This is a genomic window from Amycolatopsis kentuckyensis (assembly GCF_041679295.1).
Taxonomy (GTDB): Bacteria; Actinomycetota; Actinomycetes; order Mycobacteriales; family Pseudonocardiaceae; genus Amycolatopsis; species Amycolatopsis kentuckyensis_A.
The window spans coordinates 1,038,680-1,054,949 of sequence record NZ_JBGDMD010000001.1 but is presented as its reverse complement, the minus strand read 5'-3'; the positions used below and the strand labels follow the sequence as shown (position 1 = coordinate 1,054,949).

Annotated in this window: 16 protein-coding genes; 8 read left to right on the top strand and 8 right to left on the bottom strand. The window is 74.7% G+C overall.

Features of this window, described 5'->3' with window-relative positions:
* Window positions 1–2: 2 nt before the first annotated feature.
* Window positions 3–143 carry a hypothetical protein gene (locus ACERZO_RS04940; RefSeq protein WP_167379510.1) on the bottom strand — a complete coding sequence of 47 codons (141 nt, stop codon included), beginning with the start codon at window positions 141–143 and terminating at the stop codon, window positions 3–5.
* Window positions 144–183: 40 nt separating this feature from the next.
* A complete protein-coding gene (locus ACERZO_RS04935) occupies window positions 184–1,026 on the bottom strand; it encodes a phytanoyl-CoA dioxygenase family protein (RefSeq protein WP_372662342.1) in 843 nt (280 codons plus the stop codon).
* Window positions 1,027–1,108: 82 nt separating this feature from the next.
* Between ACERZO_RS04935 and ACERZO_RS04930 the strand changes: the two genes are divergently transcribed.
* Entirely contained in the window at window positions 1,109–2,110 is a 1,002-nt protein-coding gene (locus ACERZO_RS04930) for a LacI family DNA-binding transcriptional regulator (RefSeq protein ID WP_372662339.1), read from the top strand.
* Here ACERZO_RS04930 and ACERZO_RS04925 read toward each other — a convergent pair.
* Complete coding sequence (locus ACERZO_RS04925) at window positions 2,094–2,531, bottom strand: hypothetical protein (protein WP_372662336.1); 438 nt, start codon at window positions 2,529–2,531, stop codon at window positions 2,094–2,096. The two genes, ACERZO_RS04930 and ACERZO_RS04925, sit on opposite strands and share 17 nt — an antisense overlap.
* 134 nt (window positions 2,532–2,665) lie before the next feature.
* On the opposite strand from ACERZO_RS04925, the gene ACERZO_RS04920 reads away from it, so the two are divergent.
* Together ACERZO_RS04920 and ACERZO_RS04915 are read left to right on the top strand one after the other, a co-directional pair.
* Window positions 2,666–3,841 carry a sensor histidine kinase gene (locus ACERZO_RS04920; RefSeq protein WP_372662333.1) on the top strand — a complete coding sequence of 392 codons (1,176 nt, stop codon included), beginning with the start codon at window positions 2,666–2,668 and terminating at the stop codon, window positions 3,839–3,841.
* Window positions 3,842–3,864: 23 nt separating this feature from the next.
* Window positions 3,865–4,509, top strand: a complete 645-nt coding sequence (locus tag ACERZO_RS04915) for a response regulator (RefSeq protein WP_372662330.1) — start codon at window positions 3,865–3,867, stop codon at window positions 4,507–4,509.
* Here ACERZO_RS04915 and ACERZO_RS04910 read toward each other — a convergent pair.
* Complete coding sequence (locus ACERZO_RS04910; RefSeq protein ID WP_372662327.1) at window positions 4,390–4,950, bottom strand: RDD family protein; 561 nt, start codon at window positions 4,948–4,950, stop codon at window positions 4,390–4,392. The genes ACERZO_RS04915 and ACERZO_RS04910 overlap by 120 nt on opposite strands.
* Window positions 4,951–5,107: 157 nt before the next feature.
* Between ACERZO_RS04910 and ACERZO_RS04905 the strand changes: the two genes are divergently transcribed.
* The 3 genes from ACERZO_RS04905 to ACERZO_RS04895 all read left to right on the top strand — a co-directional run bounded on the left by ACERZO_RS04905 (window position 5,108) and on the right by ACERZO_RS04895 (window position 10,976).
* Window positions 5,108–6,772 (top strand): alpha/beta fold hydrolase, encoded by a 1,665-nt coding sequence (locus ACERZO_RS04905; RefSeq protein ID WP_372662324.1) that lies wholly within the window; start codon window positions 5,108–5,110, stop codon window positions 6,770–6,772.
* A gap of 99 nt (window positions 6,773–6,871) precedes the next feature.
* Complete coding sequence (locus tag ACERZO_RS04900) at window positions 6,872–8,068, top strand: amidohydrolase family protein (protein WP_372662321.1); 1,197 nt, start codon at window positions 6,872–6,874, stop codon at window positions 8,066–8,068.
* A gap of 181 nt (window positions 8,069–8,249) precedes the next feature.
* Window positions 8,250–10,976 (top strand): ATP-binding protein, encoded by a 2,727-nt coding sequence (locus tag ACERZO_RS04895; protein ID WP_372662318.1) that lies wholly within the window; start codon window positions 8,250–8,252, stop codon window positions 10,974–10,976.
* Here ACERZO_RS04895 and ACERZO_RS04890 read toward each other — a convergent pair.
* Window positions 10,973–11,788, bottom strand: coding sequence for an alpha/beta hydrolase (locus ACERZO_RS04890; RefSeq protein ID WP_372662315.1), 816 nt, complete (start codon window positions 11,786–11,788; stop codon window positions 10,973–10,975). The genes ACERZO_RS04895 and ACERZO_RS04890 overlap by 4 nt on opposite strands.
* A 48-nt stretch (window positions 11,789–11,836) precedes the next feature.
* Here ACERZO_RS04890 and ACERZO_RS04885 point away from each other — a divergent pair, with 48 nt between their 5' ends.
* Window positions 11,837–12,442, top strand: a complete 606-nt coding sequence (locus ACERZO_RS04885; protein WP_372662312.1) for an SGNH/GDSL hydrolase family protein — start codon at window positions 11,837–11,839, stop codon at window positions 12,440–12,442.
* Here the strand turns inward: ACERZO_RS04885 and ACERZO_RS04880 are convergent.
* Window positions 12,439–13,569: an iron-containing alcohol dehydrogenase family protein gene (locus tag ACERZO_RS04880; protein WP_372662309.1), complete on the bottom strand. Its 1,131-nt coding sequence runs from the start codon at window positions 13,567–13,569 to the stop codon at window positions 12,439–12,441. The genes ACERZO_RS04885 and ACERZO_RS04880 overlap by 4 nt on opposite strands.
* Window positions 13,557–14,666: a mandelate racemase/muconate lactonizing enzyme family protein gene (locus ACERZO_RS04875; protein ID WP_372662306.1), complete on the bottom strand. Its 1,110-nt coding sequence runs from the start codon at window positions 14,664–14,666 to the stop codon at window positions 13,557–13,559. Before ACERZO_RS04875 ends, ACERZO_RS04880 begins: the two co-directional genes overlap by 13 nt.
* 100 nt (window positions 14,667–14,766) lie before the next feature.
* On the opposite strand from ACERZO_RS04875, the gene ACERZO_RS04870 reads away from it, so the two are divergent.
* Window positions 14,767–15,543, top strand: a complete 777-nt coding sequence (locus ACERZO_RS04870; RefSeq protein ID WP_372662303.1) for an IclR family transcriptional regulator — start codon at window positions 14,767–14,769, stop codon at window positions 15,541–15,543.
* Here the strand turns inward: ACERZO_RS04870 and ACERZO_RS04865 are convergent.
* Window positions 15,530–16,249, bottom strand: coding sequence for an SDR family NAD(P)-dependent oxidoreductase (locus ACERZO_RS04865; RefSeq protein ID WP_372662299.1), 720 nt, complete (start codon window positions 16,247–16,249; stop codon window positions 15,530–15,532). The genes ACERZO_RS04870 and ACERZO_RS04865 overlap by 14 nt on opposite strands.
* Window positions 16,250–16,270 lie beyond the last annotated feature (21 nt).

Below are 16,270 nucleotides of genomic sequence, written 5' to 3'. Positions count from 1 at the left end.
CCCTACACGTGCATCGCGAGCCACAGCGCCATCCAGGCGAGGCACGCGAGCGCGCCCCCGACTCCGAACGCCAGCAGCACGCGGCGCAGCCCCGCGACGACCCCGGCCCGGCCCGACACTTCGGTGATCCCTGCTTCAGTCATGCTTTCTGGTGCCCCGGGCCGGGGACGGCAAACATCCGATTCAGGAATCTTCGCCCATCACCAGTCCCTCGATCGTGTGCTTCTGGGTGATCGGCGTGAGGGTGTCGACGATCGGGCAGTCCAGATGGGCGCGCACGGAGTCCGGCAGGGACGCCCAGAATTCGCGCGTCACGGCGGTGTCGTGGCGCTCGTCGTTGCCCGCGCCCGGCGCGTCGAGGCCGAGCACCAGGACCGGGCGTGACTTCGCCGAGTGGTTCGCGGTGCCGCGGTGCACGGTCAGCGCCGAGCGGATCGAGATGTCCCCCATCCGCGGGAACTTGCGGACGGCCAGTTCGCGGTAGCGCGGGTACGCCTCGCGCGGCGGGAACATGCCGTGCTCGAAATCCGTCCCGTCGTCCCAGTGCGTGCCGGGCGCGATCTCGAACGGACCCATGTCCGGCTCGGTGTCCACCGCGGTCACGTTGACGGCGAGCGAGTTCAGCCTGCGGTGCCGGGCCGTTTCCTCGGGCATGGGGAAGTCGCGGTGCCACGGCTGGTCGACGGCGCCGGCGAGCGGGACGTCGAACCCGACCTCGACGATCCGGTAGTCCGGCCCCAGCACGGACTCGGCGACCGCGGTGATCCACGGGTGCGCGGCGAGGTCGGCGAAACCGCGTAGCTGTTCGGGGTGGATCTCGACGTAGAAGCGGTTCGGGCCGCGGCCGACGGCGCCGCCGGGCCGGGCGCGGGCCTCGGCGAACGCGGTGTCGATGTCTTCGCCGAGCCGGGCCACCCAGTCGCGGGTGAAGGCCTGGGGCAGGCCGATGATGCCGTCTTCGTGCAGCCGGCCGGTCAGGGACTCGACGTCGGCGGCGGTCAACGGCGAGGTCAGGTTCGTGGTCATGGGGACCTCCAAGGCGTCACGACGGCGTGGCGACTTCAGTTTGCAACGTGGCATGCCACGTTGCAAGAGGTACGCTGCGGACGTGAACCCGAAACTGCGGGACGTGGCCGAACACGCCGGGGTGTCGGTGCGGACGGTGTCCAACGTGGTCAACGGCTTCCGCTACGTGGCCCCGGCGACCCGGGAGCGCGTGCAGGCGAGCATCGACGCGCTGGGCTACCGGCCGAACATGGCCGCCCGGACGCTGCGGCGCGGCCGGACCGGGCTGGTGGCCCTGGTCGTCCCGGAAATCGACTCGCCGTACTTCGCCGAGCTGGCCGCGCGGACCGTCCGGATCGCCGAACGCCGTGGCCTGACCGTCCTCATCGACCAGACCGACGGCGACGCCGAGCGGGAAAAGCAGCTGCTGCACGGCCGGCGCAGCCAGCTCGTCGACGGCGTCCTGTTCAGCCCGTGGGCGGTGGCGCCCGCGGAGCTCGCCGCCCGCACCGACACCGTCCCGCTGGTGCTGCTCGGCGAGCACGACGGCGCGGCCGGCGTCGACCACGTCGCGATCGACAACGTCGCCGCCGCGCGCGAGGCCACCGGGCACCTGCTGGCCACCGGCCGGCGGCGCATCGCCGCGCTGGGCATCCAGCCGCGGTCGCTCAACGCGACGGCCCGCCAGCGGCTCGCCGGGTACCAGCAGGCGCTCGCCGAAGCCGGCGTGCCCGCCGACCCCGATCTGGCGATCCCCGTCCGGCGCCTGCACCGCGCGGACGGCCACACGGCGATGCTGGCGCTGCTCGACCGGGCCGAGCCGCCCGACGCCGTCTTCTGCTTCACCGACGAACTCGCTCTGGGCGCGCTGCGCGCGGCCGCCGACCGCGGGGTGACCGTGCCGGAAGACCTGGCGCTTGTGGGGTTCGACGACATCGAGGACGGCCGGTTCAGCGTCCCGGCCCTGACGACGGTGTCGCCGGACAAGGACCGGATCGCCGAGCTGGCCCTCGACCGCCTGGCCGCCGAACCCGGGCCGCCGCGTTCGATCGTCGCGCCGCACCGGCTCGTGGTGCGCGGAACCAGCGTCACGCCTCCCGGTTGACCACCCGCAGGATCAGCCACTGGTCGAACCAGGCCCCGGCCGTGGTGACGACGAGCATCACGAGGCCGAGGATCAGGTGCGTGTAGCTGTGCAGCGGCGCGGCGCTGTCGGTCAGCTTGGTCAGCCCGAACTGGAGTCCCAGCCGCAGCGCGAAGAGCACGGCGACGAGGACCAGGGCCTGCTTGCTGCGCCAGATCGCGCGCAGGTACTTGCGGCGCCGGGACAGGAGCGTGAACCACAGCGTCAGGTGCACCGCGACGAGCGCGAGGGGCAGGAAGACGACCCAGTGGTACCGGTCGCTGAACTGCAGGCTGAGGTCGTTGGACGCCACCAGCAGCCCGACGAGCACGAAGTACCAGCCCGGCAGCCCCTCGATCTTCCCGGTCCGGGTTTCGGCCTCCGGCAGCTGGAATCGGTTCATGCTCCCCAGCCTCCCGGGATGACCGGCGAGAGCGATCAACCGGCGGTACGAGATTCCCGCCGCCGTCTCGTACCCAGGTACGAACTCCGGGCGTGAGCGGAGCGCCGGGCCGCCGGGTGCGGCACCATCGGCGGATGACCTCCGCGAGCCGGATCCCGTGGACCGGCCGCCGCGGCCCGCTGGTGGCCGAGGCGGTCGTGCTCGGCGCCCTGGTGGTGCTGGACATGGTTTTCGCCGCTCGCGCGGTGCCGGGACAGGGCCAGTGGACGAGCATCGCGATCGAGTTCGCGCCGGGCGCGGGCCCGGTCGTCGCGGTGCTGGCCGTGCTGCGCCGCCGGTTCCCCGGCCACATCGCCGGGCTGGCCACGGCCGTCTCCGGGCTTTCGCTGCTGGGCTCGGTGATCGCGGCGGCGCTGGCCGTCACGGGCACCCGGCTCCCGCCGCAGCCGGGCGCCGCCGAGACCCTCGCGATCGCGCTGGTGGTCGGCGCCGCGTGCCACCGGCTCTCGCCGCGGGCGGCCGCCGTCCAGGCCGTGCTCGGCGGGTGCGCGGCGACGCTCGCCCCGATCCTGCGCTACGGCACCGGTTCCCCCGCCGCGCTCTACGCCGCCGGCGCCGCGGTGGTGTGGGGCGGCGCGCTGGCCGGCGGCCTGGTGCTGCGCGACGCCGACGTCCGCCACCGCGTCGACGTCCTCGAACTCCGTTCCGCCGAACGGCTCCGGCTGGCCCGCGAGCTGCACGACCTGGTGGCGCACCAGATCACCGGGATCGTCGTGCGCGTCCAGGCCGCGCACCGGGTCGCCGAGCGCACCGGCGGCGACACCGCGACGTTCGCCGAGCTCGAAACCGCGGGCGCCACGGCGCTTTCCGCGATGCGCCGGCTGGTCGGCGCGCTGCGGACCGGCGACGAAGACCTCTTCGTGCCGCCCGCCGACCTCGCCACCGCCGTCGACCGCGCGGTGCCCGACGACGACCGGATCCACCTCGACGTCAGCCCGGACCTCGGCGAGCTCGCCGTCGCGCCGGAGGTCGTGACCACCGCCCACCGGCTGCTCACCGAATCGCTCACCAACGTCCGGCGGCACGCGCCCGACGCCGCCGAGGTCCGGGTGCTCGTCCACCACGAACCACCCGGCGAACTGCGCGTCGAGGTGGTCAACGACGGTGCCGCCCGGCCCGCGCGCCGCGGCGGCTACGGCTTGCTCGGGATGGCGGAACGGGTCGCGGCGGTGGGCGGTACGGTGCACGCGGGACCGGCGGAGGGCCGGCGCTGGCGCGTGGTCGCGCGGCTGCCGCTGCGGCCGGACTGACCGCCGCGGGAGGGGAGAGCGGGTTGCCGACGCGAGTGCTGATCGCCGACGACCAGGCGATGGTCCGCGCGGGGTTCCGGCTGATCCTCGAAGGCGAACCGGACATCGAGGTCGTCGGCGAGGCCGCCGACGGCGACCAGGCCGTGCGGCTGGCCCGCGAGCTGCGTCCCGACGTCACGCTGATGGACATCCGGATGCCCGGCGTGGACGGGCTGCGCGCGACGGAACTGCTGGCCGGCCCGGACGTCCCGGACCCGCTGCACGTCGTGATGGTGACGACGTTCGGCCTCGACGAGAACGTGCACGCGGCGCTGCGCGCCGGCGCCTGCGGGTTCCTGCTCAAGGACGCCGGGCCGAACCTGCTCGTCGAGGCCGTGCACGCGGCCGCCCACGGCGAGGCGCTCGTCTCCCCCGCGATCACGACCCGGCTGCTCGCGCACTTCACGCGCGGAACGTCCCGCCCCGCGCCGGAAACCCCGCTCACGCCCCGGGAACTGGACGTCGTGAAGGCCGTGGCGCGCGGGGCGACGAACGACGAGATCTGCCGCTCACTGGTGGTTTCGCTGCCCACGGTCAAGACCCACATCGGCGCCGTCAAACGCAAGCTGGGCGCCCGCAACCGCACCGAAATCGCCATCTGGGCGTGGGAAAGCGGCCTGGTTCGCTAGCTTCGGGACGCGTTCGACGACCGTGCGCGCCACGATGTCGCCGAACCGCTGCCGCCGGCGCGACACCAGCATCACCACGATGCCGGCGAGCCCCCACGCGAAGCCGTCGACCACCATCAGCAGATCGCGGACGAAGAACGCGCCGAGCGTCGGGTGGCCGCCGTCGAGGGTCCGGATCCGCAGGCGCAGCCAGCGCATCGCCGGGGTCTGGCCGCCGTGCCGGTAGGGCCACCACACGTTGACGAAGACCAGACCGAGGAAGTCCAGCACCAGCATCGTGTAGAGGACGACCTCCAGGAAGGTCAGCAGGCCCGGGCCGTGCGGGTGGAACAGCCAGACCACGGCGATCGCGAGCAGCAGCATCGGCAGGAAGACGAGCAGTTCGTCGAGCAGGAACTGCACCAGGCGGCGCCCGACGACGCCGATTCCCGGACGGGTCATCAGCCCATGATCCCGATCCCGACGGCCGGGCGCGCGCTGAGCCGCCTCATACCCCGGGCTTAGCCCGCGGCGGCGAGTTCGTCCTCCGGGCTGATCACCGGCGCCCGGCGGCGGGCCAGGCTCGGGCGCACCCCACCCGGCGACGGAAGGACTCCCGGTGCGCATCTCCCGGACAGGACTGGCGGCCGCGACGGCCGTCCTCTTCGCGGCGGCGGTGCCCGCCGCGGCCGCGGACCCGCTCACGCCGTACACGACCCAGCAGCTCCAGTGGGGCGACTGCCCGTTCGAGCCGGGCGCAGGCGACGCGCCGACGCAGTGCGCGCTGGTCACCGTGCCGCGCGACTGGGCGAACCCGGCCGCGGGCACCGACCTGACGGTGCAGCTCAGCCGCGCCGCGGCGACCGGTGACCGGCAGGGCGCGCTCCTGCTGAACCCCGGCGGGCCGGGCGGCCAGGGCAGCACGCTGGCCGGCCCGCTCGCCGCGCTGGAGCCGTCGGTGCACCAGCTGTACGACTTCGTCGGCATGGACCCGCGCGGCACCGGACACGCGGGCACCGACGACAAGGGCTTCCGGTGCCAGGTCCCGATCGGCCGGTTGCCGCAGGGCCCGCTGGACGCCCGCGACCGGTCGGCGGCGAGCATCGCCGAGCACCGGAAGACTCCCCGTGCCATCGCCGAGTCGTGCCAGAGCGACGCGGTCGCGCCGTACGTCACGACGTGGCAGACCGCGCACGACATGGACCTGATCCGCGCGCTGCTCGGTGACGAGAAGCTGAACTACCTCGGCTACTCCTACGGCACCTGGCTGGGCGCGAAGTACGCGTCGCTGTTCCCGGAGCACACCGGCAAGACCGTGCTCGACTCCAGCGTGAACTTCGAAGGCCGGCTGCAGGCGGACTTCGAGGCCTTCCCGGTGATCGACCAGCGGCAGTTCGACGACGTCTACGTGCCGTGGCTCGCGCGGAACTTCGCCGCGCAGCTGGGCGGGACACCCGCCGAGGTGAAGGCGAAGTGGGAACGCGTCCGGGCTTACTACGGCAGCCACGGCGTCGCCCCCGACGGGTTCGACGGCATCTTCGTCGGCAACGGCAGCGAGCTCCAGTGGCTGCTCGGCGCGCTGGTCTTCCTCCAGGGCGCGGCGGCGCTCGACGGCACCGCGGCCACTCCCCCGCCGGCGTTCGCCGATGCGATGGATGCCGCGTCCCGCAAGGAGTTCGGCGTGCCGGCGGCCGCCGTTACCCCGGCGGTGGTCGCCGCGGCGGCCCCGGACTACACGCAGGCACCGGGCACCCGTTACGCGGTGGCGTGCGGCGACCAGCCCACCCGCTCGGCGGCCTGGTACCAGCGGCTCAGCGACCAGCAGGGCCCGCGCTACCCGCTCTTCGGCTGGGCGTACGGCCTCGGCGAGACGTGCGGCTTCTGGTCGGACGCGCCGCAGCACGAACTCCCGAACGTCCCCGCCTCGGTGGCGTCGAACATCCTGGTGGTGCAGGGCGAGTTCGACCCCCAGACGGGCTACGAGCAGGCATCCGCGGCGGCGCGCGCGGCGCGGGTCCCGCTGGTGTCGGTCGACGACTCACCGTTCCACGGGCAGTACGCGCTGGCGGGCAACCCGTGCGTCGACGGGCTGGTGAACGTGTTCCTCACCAAGAACTCCCGGCCCGGCAGCACGACGTGCCCGGGGGTCCCGCTGCTGGGCGAGGACCAGGTGTACCCGGTCGCGGGCCCGGTGCGAGGTGCGGCGTCCGTCCGAACGCGACTGTCGGCGGAGGGCGCGTTGCGGACGCGGGTCCAGGACGAAGTCAGCGCGGTGAACCGCTGACGTCGAGGCCGCTTCGATCCGCCGACCGGCCGGATCTCCGTACTGCGTCTCCGTAGTTGCCCCGACGTGCGTACCGCGGATCCGGCCGATCGTGGCCGCATGACGAAACAGCTTCTCGTGACCGAACGGCGGCGGCTCACCGCCGTGCGCGCGGCTCGGTTGTTCGACGGTGTGGGGTCCGCTCTCGTGGCGAATCCGCTGGTGGTGCTGGACGGCACCACGATCCTGGGGGTCGAGTCCGGCGGGGTCGCGCCCGATGGGGCCGACGTCGTGGACCTCGGCGGGGCGACGCTGCTGCCCGGGCTGATCGACACGCACGTCCACCTGGCCTTCGACGCCAGCACCGAGCCGGTCGCGCGGCTCGCCGCCCGGGACGACGAGCAGGCGCTCGCCGCGATGGCCGAGTCCGGGCGGGCGTCGCTGCGGGCCGGGGTGACCACCGTGCGGGACCTCGGGGACCGCGGCTACCTGTCGCTGGCGCTGCGGGACCGCGCGGACCAGCCGTCGCTGGTCGCCGCCGGGCCGCCGATCACCAGTCCCGGCGGGCACTGCCACTTCCTCGGCGGCGTCGCGGAGGCGAGCGAGGCGGGGGTGCGGGCGGCGGTGCGCGAGCACGTCGAACGCGGCACGGACGTCATCAAGATCATGGCGAGCGGCGGGACGATGACGCCGGGCACGCGCCAGGAGGACGCCCAGTTCGACCGGGACGTCCTGCGCGCCGCGGTCGACGAGGCCCACCGCCACGGGCTGCCGGTGACCGCGCACGCGCACGGGACGTCGGCGATCGCCGACGCCCTCGCGGCCGGTGTGGACGGCATGGAGCACGTGACGTTCTGGACGGCGACGGGGGTCGAGCACTCCGAGGAGCTGCTGCGCGCCGTCGTGGACCAGGGGGTGGCCGTGGGGGCGACGGTCGGCATGGTGCCGGTCGAGGGCCTGGCCCCGCCGGAGGAGATCGCGCGCCGGATGCCGGGCGTGGTCGCGAACTACCGGCGGCTGCGGGAACTGGGGGCTCGGGTGGTCGCGGGCACGGACGCGGGGATCGCGCCGGTGAAACCGCACGGGGTGCTGCCGTGGGCGCCGTTGATGCTGCGCCAGATCGGGCTGTCCCCCGCGGACGCGCTGCGGGCGATCACGTCGGTCGCGGCGGGCGTGTGCGGGCTGGCGCACCGCAAGGGCCGCGTGGCGCCGGGCTTCGACGCGGACCTGCTGGCGGTGGACGGCGATCCCGTGGCCGATCCGCGGGCGTTGCTGCGGGTCCGGGCGGTCTGCGCGCGAGGGAGGTGGGTAGCGTGAAGGCGTTTTGGCGGGCGCTGGTGAAGGGATTGGCGCGGGCGTCGTGGTTCCCGGCGCCGCTCTGGCCGGCCGGGCCGAAGTTCCGCTGGCCCGGCGAGCCCCGCTGACGGCGTCGGCCCGCATCCCCCACCGGCCTGGCAAAGCACGCCGAAGCCGCTGAACCGCCGTATCGTACTGGCGCATGGAGCTCGGCCGGGGCTTCGTCGGCCGGGCCGGCGAGCTGACCCTCTTGCGCGCCGGCCTCGCGGAAGCGCGGGCCGGGCGGGGCCGCGTGGTGCTCGTCGTCGGCGAGCCCGGCATCGGCAAGACCAGCCTCGCCCGGGAACTCGCCCGGCACGCCGAAGACGCCGGCGTCCCCGTCGGCTGGGGACGCGCCAGCGACGACGAAGGCAGCCCGCCCTACTGGGTCTTCCGGCAGCTGGCGCGCTCGCTGGACCGGCCGTTCCCCACCGGCGACGCGAACGGGTCCGCCGAGGCCCGATTCCAAGCCTTCGAAGCCTTCGCCGACGGCCTGCGCGACGCCGCCACCCCCCACGGCCTGCTCGCCGTGCTCGACGACCTCCAGTGGGCCGATGCCGCGTCGCTCGCCCTGCTCGTCCACCTCACGCGGGACCTCGACCGCGCGCCCGTGCTGATCGTCGCCACCTACCGGGACACCGAGACGACCGGCCGCGAAGCCCTCACCACCGCTCTCGCCGCGCTGGCCCGCGAGCCGGTGCTGACCCGGATCCGGCTGGCCGGCCTGACCGAAGCCGAGGTCGTCGAGCAGCTCGGCCGCGGGGGTGTCCCCGCCGACGTCGCGACGCTGGTCAGCCGCCGCTCGGGCGGCAACCCCTTCTTCGTGGCCGAACTCGCCCGGCTGGCCGGCGCCGGCGGCGACGCGCTGCCGGACGGCGTCGTGGACACCGTCCGGGCGCGGCTCGCGCGGCTGAGCGAACCGTGCCGGCTGCTGGTCGCGACCGCCGCGGTGCTCGGCCGCGACGTCGACCCGGCCGCGCTCGCGGAGGTCACCGGCCGCCCCGCCGCCGACGTCCTGACCGACCTCGACGAGGCCGCCGAAGCCGGCATCGTGACCGCGCACAGCTTCAAGCACGACCTGATCCGGGAATCCGCGGCAGCGGCCCTGCCGACCGCGGCCCGGCTGACCGCGCACGCCCGGATGGCGGCGTGGCTCGAGCGCCGCGCCCCGGCCCGGACGTCGGAAATCGCCCACCACTGGCTGGAATCGCTGCCCGTCGGTGACGCGGCGAAAGCCGCGGAGTGGGCCGAGCGCGCCGGCGACCAGGCGCTGGCCCAGCTCGCCTGGGAACGCGCCGCCGAGCTCTACCGGCGGGCGCTCGGCGCGGCCCCCGCGGCCGCCGCCGACCGGGCCCGGCTGGGGCGCCGCGAAGGCGTGGCGCACCTGCGTGGCGGCGAGATCGAACGCGGTTCCCGGGCGTTGGAAACCGCCGCCGGCGCGGCCCGGGAGGCCGGTGACCCGGCGCTGCTGGGCGAAATCGCGTTGGCCATGGAAGGCCTGTCCGACCCGTGGGGCAGTTTCAACGGCGCCAAGATCGCCCGCGAAGCGCTCGCCGAGCTGCCGCCGGGCGACGACCCGCTGCGCGCCCGGCTGCTCGCCCTGCACGCGGGCGAAGCCGGGTTCTTCGGCGGCGGCCACGCCGAAGCCGCGTCGGCCGAGGCACTGGCGATCGCCGAGGGGCTCGGCGACCCGCACGTGCTCTGCTCGGCGCTGCGGGCCCGGCAGATGGTGCGCTCCTCCCCCGACGGAGTGCACGAACGGCTGGCCCTCGCCCACCGCATGCTCGCCCTCGGCGAGGACCGCGACGACGCCGACGTGCTGTTGTGGGGGCACCTGTGGCGGTTCGACGCGCTGCTCATGCTCGGCCGGTTCGGGGAGGCCGAACAGGAACTCGACGCGCTGCGGGTGCCGGCCGAACGCCTCCGCCGCCCGCTCGCGCGCTGGCACCACCTGCGCAGTTCCGCCACGCTCGCGATCGCGCGCGGCCGGTTCGACGACGCCGTCGAGGCGCTGCGGCAGAGCTTCGCGCTCGTCGCCGACCGGGCGCACATGTCGTTGCGGGGGGTGCCGATCACCGTGCTGGCGTCCGTCGCCGGGCTCACCGGGCGGACCGGCCTGGTGACGCCCGCGATGGAGCGCATCTTCACCGAGCACGCCCCGCCGTTCGTCTCGCTGCTGCACGCGGCGTGGCTGATGCAGGCCGGCGACCGGGCCCGGGCGGCCGAGTTCTACCACCGCGGTTCGGTTTCCCAGCCCGCGCCGGTGCCCGCGACGCTGCCGGTCGCCGCCGCGGCCGTCGAGCTGGGCGCGGAGTTCGGACCGCCGGAGGCCGTCGAGCGGGCCGCGGCGATCCTGCGGCCGCACGCCGGGTTGTTCGTCACGGGCGGCGCGGGCTCGATCCTCGTCACCGGTTCGGTCCACCGGTACCTCGCGCTCGCGGCCGCGTCCGCCGGCCGGCTCGACGAGGCGGTGCGGGAGTCCCGGCTCGCGATCGCGGCCAACGACGAGGCCGGCACCCCGCCGTACGCGACGCTGGCGCGCTTCGAGCTGGCCAAGACCCTGGCGCGGCGCGCTCGCCCGGGCGACGTCGACGAAGCGCTCGGCCTGGCGGCGTCGGTGTCGGCGACGGCCGAGCGGCTCGGCATGGCCCCGCTCCGGCAGGCCGCCGACGCGCTGGCGGCGGCCTCGCGCGGGGACACCCCGGGCCCGCTGACCCGCCGCGAACGCGAGGTCGCCGCGCACGTGGCCGACGGGCTGACGAACAAGCAGATCGCCGCGCTGCTGCACATTTCCGAGCGGACGGCGGAAAGCCACGTCCAGCACATCCTCACCAAGCTCGGCCGCACCAACCGCGCCCAGATCGCCACCTGGGTGAGCACCAACGCCTAGCGCGGCACCAGCGACAGCACCGCCGCGACGAGCTCGGGCCCGTCGAGCAGCACCGGGTCGTTGTGGTCGGCGTCCGGGATTTCGACCAGCCGCGCCGAGGCCGCCGCGGCCACCTCGCGGCTCTGGGCCGGCGGGACGATCGAGTCGCGGCCGCCGAGGACCACCACCGTCGGGACGCGCAGGCGGGCGACCTCCTCCCGCACCGGGAACCGGTCGCGCAGCAGGAGCCGCACCGGCAGGTACGGGTACACCTCGGCCCCGACGGCGGCCAGCTCGGTGAACGGCGACCGCAGCAGCAGCCCGGCGGGCGGGTGCTCCAGCGCCAGCTCCGCCACCACCGCGCAGCCGAGGCTCTCGCCGTAGAAGAGGATCCGGCCGGGCGGCACCCGCCGGTCCTCGGTGAGGTGGCGCCACGCCGCGCGGACGTCGAGCGCCAGTCCCTCCTCGCTGGGATCACCGGAATTGCCGCCGTAGCCGCGGTAGTCGAACACCAGCACCGCCAGCCCCGCCTGCGCGAGCTTCGCCGCCAGCGGCGCCCGGCCGGCCCGGTTGCCGCCGTTGCCGCCTCCCACCAGCACCGTCGCGATCGGTTCCCCGTGAGCGGGCCGGACGAACCAGGCACCCAGTTCGAGCCCGTCGGCGGTGCGCAACCGGACGTCCTCGGCGCCGGGCAGCACCGTGGCGGCCGCCGGCACCGGAGAGGTGTCCGGCGCATAGATCAGCCGGCGCTGGAACACCCACACGAGTGCCAGCACCAGCGCGACGACCAGCACCAGCCCGAGCAGCACCCGCACGACCACCGTCCCGGTCACGCGGACCGCCCGGGAAACAACGACGGCTCGCGGACGTTGTAAGAACCGATGACCATTCTTCGATTCTGCGTCCTCGGGGACTCGCTCGCCGCAGGCGTCGGCAGCGCGCGCCCGGAGGACACCCTCGGGCAGCGCCTCGCACGGCGGCTGCGCGGCGAGGGCCACGACGTCCGGTTGCGCGGTTACGGCGTGCCCGGCGCCCGTTCTTCCGACCTGGCCCGCCAGGCCGGTGCCGCCCTGCGCGACGGCGTCGACCTGGCGCTGATCGTCATCGGCGCGAACGACCTGGCCGGGTTCGTCGCACCGGCGGTCGGGGCGCGGCAGCTGCACGACGCCGTGGCCCGGCTCGTCCGCGGCGGCGCCCGCGTCGTCGTCATCCCCGCCCCCGACCTGGGCATCGTGTCGCGGGTGCCCGGGCCCTACCGGCAGCTGGTCTCCGCGGCGAGCGGTCACTACGCGAGCGCCCAGGCGGACGCCGCGATCCGGGCCGGCGGCGCCGTGGCCGCCGCGGGCCCCCAGCTCACCGAGCGGTTCGCCGCGGACGGCTCGCTCTTTTCGGCGGACCGGTTCCACCCCTCGTCGGCGGGCTACGCCGTGATCGCGGACGCGCTGGCGCCCCATTTGGTCGCGGTGGCGGCCGACCTGGCCGCTTAGTACACCCCGTGGAGGAGTTCGGCGACCTCCCCTTCCGACGGCAGCCGGGGCGTGTTCTTCGTGACCGCGTCGGCGACCGCGGCCGCCGCGATCGCCGGGACGTCCGCACGGGTGACGCCCAGTTCGCGCAGCGGGCGCTTGATCCCGAGGACGCCGGAAATCTCCCGCACCGCCTCGATTGCCGCACCCGGCCGGCGCAACGCCCAGGCGGTCGCTTCATACGCCTCCGCGGCCGCCGGCTCGCTGAACGCCATCACCTCCTCCAGCACCGCCGCCAGCGCGACGCCGTGCGGGGTGCCCGTGTGCGCGGTCAGCGCGTGCCCGATCCCGTGGACCAGCCCGAGCCCGGACAGCGTGAGCGCGTGCCCGGCCAGGTGCGCGCCGAGCATCAGCCCGGACCGCGCCGCCAGGTCGCCGCCGTCGCGGCAGGCCACCGGCAGCCAGCGCCCGACCAGCTCGACCGCCTGCGTCGCGTACGCCGCCGAGAACGGCGTCGCCCCGCGCGACGCCAATGACTCGATGCCGTGGACCAAGGCGTCCAACCCGGTCGCGGCGGTCACCGCGGCGGGCAGGCCGAGCGTCAGTTCCGGGTCCAGGACGGCGATCCGCGGCCGCACCGACGAGTGTCCGATGTAGACCTTCCGGCGGGTGCACCGGTCTTCGGTGACGCCGAAGCCGTTGGTCTCGGCGCCGGTGCCCGCGGTGGTGGGCACGGCGATCAGCGGCAGGCCGTCGCTCGCGTCCCACAGCCGGTCCGCGTCCGCGGCGGCCGCGCCCGGGTTGCCGGCCAGCAGCGAGATGCCCTTGGCCGCGTCCAGCGCCGACCCGCCGCCGAGCGCCAGCACCGTCGCAGCGCCGAACTCGCGCAGCCGCGCGGCCCCGCAGTCCAGCTCCGCCGTCGACGGGTTCGGGCCGACGTCCTCGTGCACGACGTGCTCGATCCCGGCCGCCGTCAGGATCTTCTCGACGCGCCCGACGATCCCGGTGGCCCGCAGGCCGCGGTCGGTGACCACGAACACCCGCGCGTGCCCCAGGGAATCGACGAAGGCGGGCAGCTCGGCCAGGACGCCGGGACCGTATTCGGTCCGGCCGGCCGGTTCCACGGTCCAGCGCGTCAGATCCGCCACCGGTCCACCGCCTCCTCGTCGAGTTCGACGCCCAGACCCGGTCGCGAAGGCACCTCCAGGTCGCCGGAGGGTGTGATCATCAGCGGTTGCACCAGCATGAAGTCGCGGCGCTCGGGCGTCCAGCCGGGCGGATCCCACGGGAACTCGAAGTACGGCCCGCCGCCGACCCCGGCCGAGACGTGCAGGTTCGCCAGCACCCCGATGCCGTTGGTCCAGCTGTGCGGGGTGAACGCGCGGTGCTTGAGCCGCGCGAGCTCGGCCAGCGTCCGGGCGCGGTGCAGGCCGACCGCCAGCACGACGTCCGTCTGGTAGACGTCGAGGACGTCTTCTTCGAGGTACCGCAGCAGCTCCGGCACCGAGTGGTGCATCTCCCCCGCCGCGATCCGGACCCCCGGGTTCTCCGCCCGCAGTGTCCGGAAGCCGGCGAGATCGTGGTAGGGCAACGGTTCCTCGACCCAGAAGACGTCCAGTTCGGACAGCCGGCGCACCAGCTTCCGGGTGTCCGCCAGGTCGGTCGCGGCGCTCGTGTCGCCGGCCATCCGCCAGGACTGGTTGAGGTCCACCATGATCCGGAAGCCCGGGCCGAGCGCGTCGCGGACGGCCGCCACCGCGGCGACGCCGTCCTCCACGCGGTCGCGGGCGATGCGGATCTTCATCGCCCGGAACCCGGCTTCCCGCGCCCGCAGCGCCGTTTCGACGCGCTCCTCCGGCGGCTTCAGCTCCGCTGAGGAGGCGTACACGGGCAGCGAGCGCGAGGCGTTTCCGAACAGCGTCGCCACCGGCAGGCCGGCGACCTGGCCGATGACGTCCCAGAGCGCGGCCTCCAGGGGCCAGAAGCGGCCGCCGTGGAAGTTCGCCGTCTCGATGGCCTCGACGTGCCGGACGATGTCGAGGGGGTCCTCGCCGAGGAACAGGTGCTCGACGGCCGCGAAGCCGGCCATGGTGTCGCCGGAGCCGATGCCGGTGACGCCGTCGTCGGTGTGGACACGCACGATCGTGGCGTCGAAGTGCCGGCGCGGGTCCGGGTCCCAGGCCGCGCGCAGCGGCGGGTCCAGCTCCAGCCGCAGCCGGTCGAGGGTGATGGCCGTGATCCGCACAGGCCGACGGTAGGAGCCGCCGGAAACGCCGGGCAAGCCGCGGCGGGAGATCGCAACGCGCGTTGCGCTCACGCCAACCGCGGCTTGCTACGTTCGCGGCATGCCCGACGACCCGCGCCACCCGGGGCACGGCCTCCGCCGCGACCTGGACCTCCTCGAAGCGCTCGCCTCCCCGGAGGCCCAGCGCGCCGGTGGGCTGGGCGTCGTCCGGCTCGCCCGGCTCACCGGGCGGGAGAAGAGCCAGGTCTCGCGGGCGCTGAAGGCACTCGCCGAGGAAGGCGTCGTCGAACGGGACCCCGACACGCTCGGCTACCGGCTCGGCCGGCGGCTGTTCTCGCTCGTCGCCCGGACCGTCGACGACCGGCTCGTCCGCGTCGCCGAGCCGGTCATGCGGCAGCTGTCGGCCGACCTCGAGGAAACCACCCACCTCTGCGTCCTGCGCGGCCAGGAGGTGCTCACCGTGCTTTCGGTGTCCGGGCACTCCTTCCGCGCGCCCGGCTGGGAAGGCCGCGGTGTCCCGGCCCGCCGCACGTCCGCCGGGCGCGTGCTGCTGCTCGACGCCTCCCCCGACGACCTATACGTGCGTTTTCCCGATCCGTCCGAAGTGGACACGTTGCCCCAGCTGTGGGCGAAGGTCGAGGAAGCCCGCCGGGACGGGTACGCCCGCGTCCGCGAAGAATTCGAACCGGGCCTGGTCGGCGTTTCGGCGCCGGTGCGCGACTTCCGCGGCCGGGTCGTCGCCGCGCTCAACGTCTCCGCGCCCGCCGGCCGGCTCGGGGAGCGCCTCGACGACGCCGGCCGGATCACCGCACGGGCCGCCGCGACGATTTCCGCAGACCTGGGCTGGGACTCCACAGTGGACGTCAGCGGGTCGTGAACGCGCCGCCGTTCACGTGCAGCGTCTGGCCGGTGATGTGGCGGGCTCCTTCGGAGGCCAGGAAGTACGTGGTCTCCGCGACGTCCCGGGGGTGGCCGGCCCGGCCGTTGTGGGTCGCCGCGATCAGCGCCTCACGCCGCTGATCGGTCAGCTTCCCTTGGAAGAACTCGGTTTCCGCGATGTACCCCGGCGAGATCAGGTTGGCGGTGAGCCCCCTCGGGCCGGCTTCCGACGACAGCCCGGCGGTCCACGCCGCCAGCGCCGCTTTCGCCGCCCCGTAGGAACTCGACGCGTACTCGGCGCCGATCGACCCGACGTTGACGATCGTCCCGCCCGGCCGCAGCTTGCCGAGCACCGCGGTCGTCGTCAGCACGGCGCTGAACAGGTTGGCGTCCAGGTTCGCCCGCCACGCCGACAGCACGCCGGCCAGACCCGGGCCCTGCTCGCCGCCGAAGTCGGTGTTGCCGCCCGCCGTGTTCACGACCACGTCGAGGTCCGGGCCCAGTTCGTCCGCCAGCCGGGCCACCTGCCCGGGATCGGTGGCGTCGCACGGGATCGGCCGGACGTCGAGCTCTTTCGCGACGCGCTCCAGGCGCTCGGCGTCCCGGCCGGTGACGACCACGGTGTCCCCGGCCTCGCGGAAACGGGCGGCGACCGCCTTGCCGAGCCCGCTCCCGCCGCCGGTGACCAGCACGATACGGCTCACGAGAACTCCTCCTCTGCTATG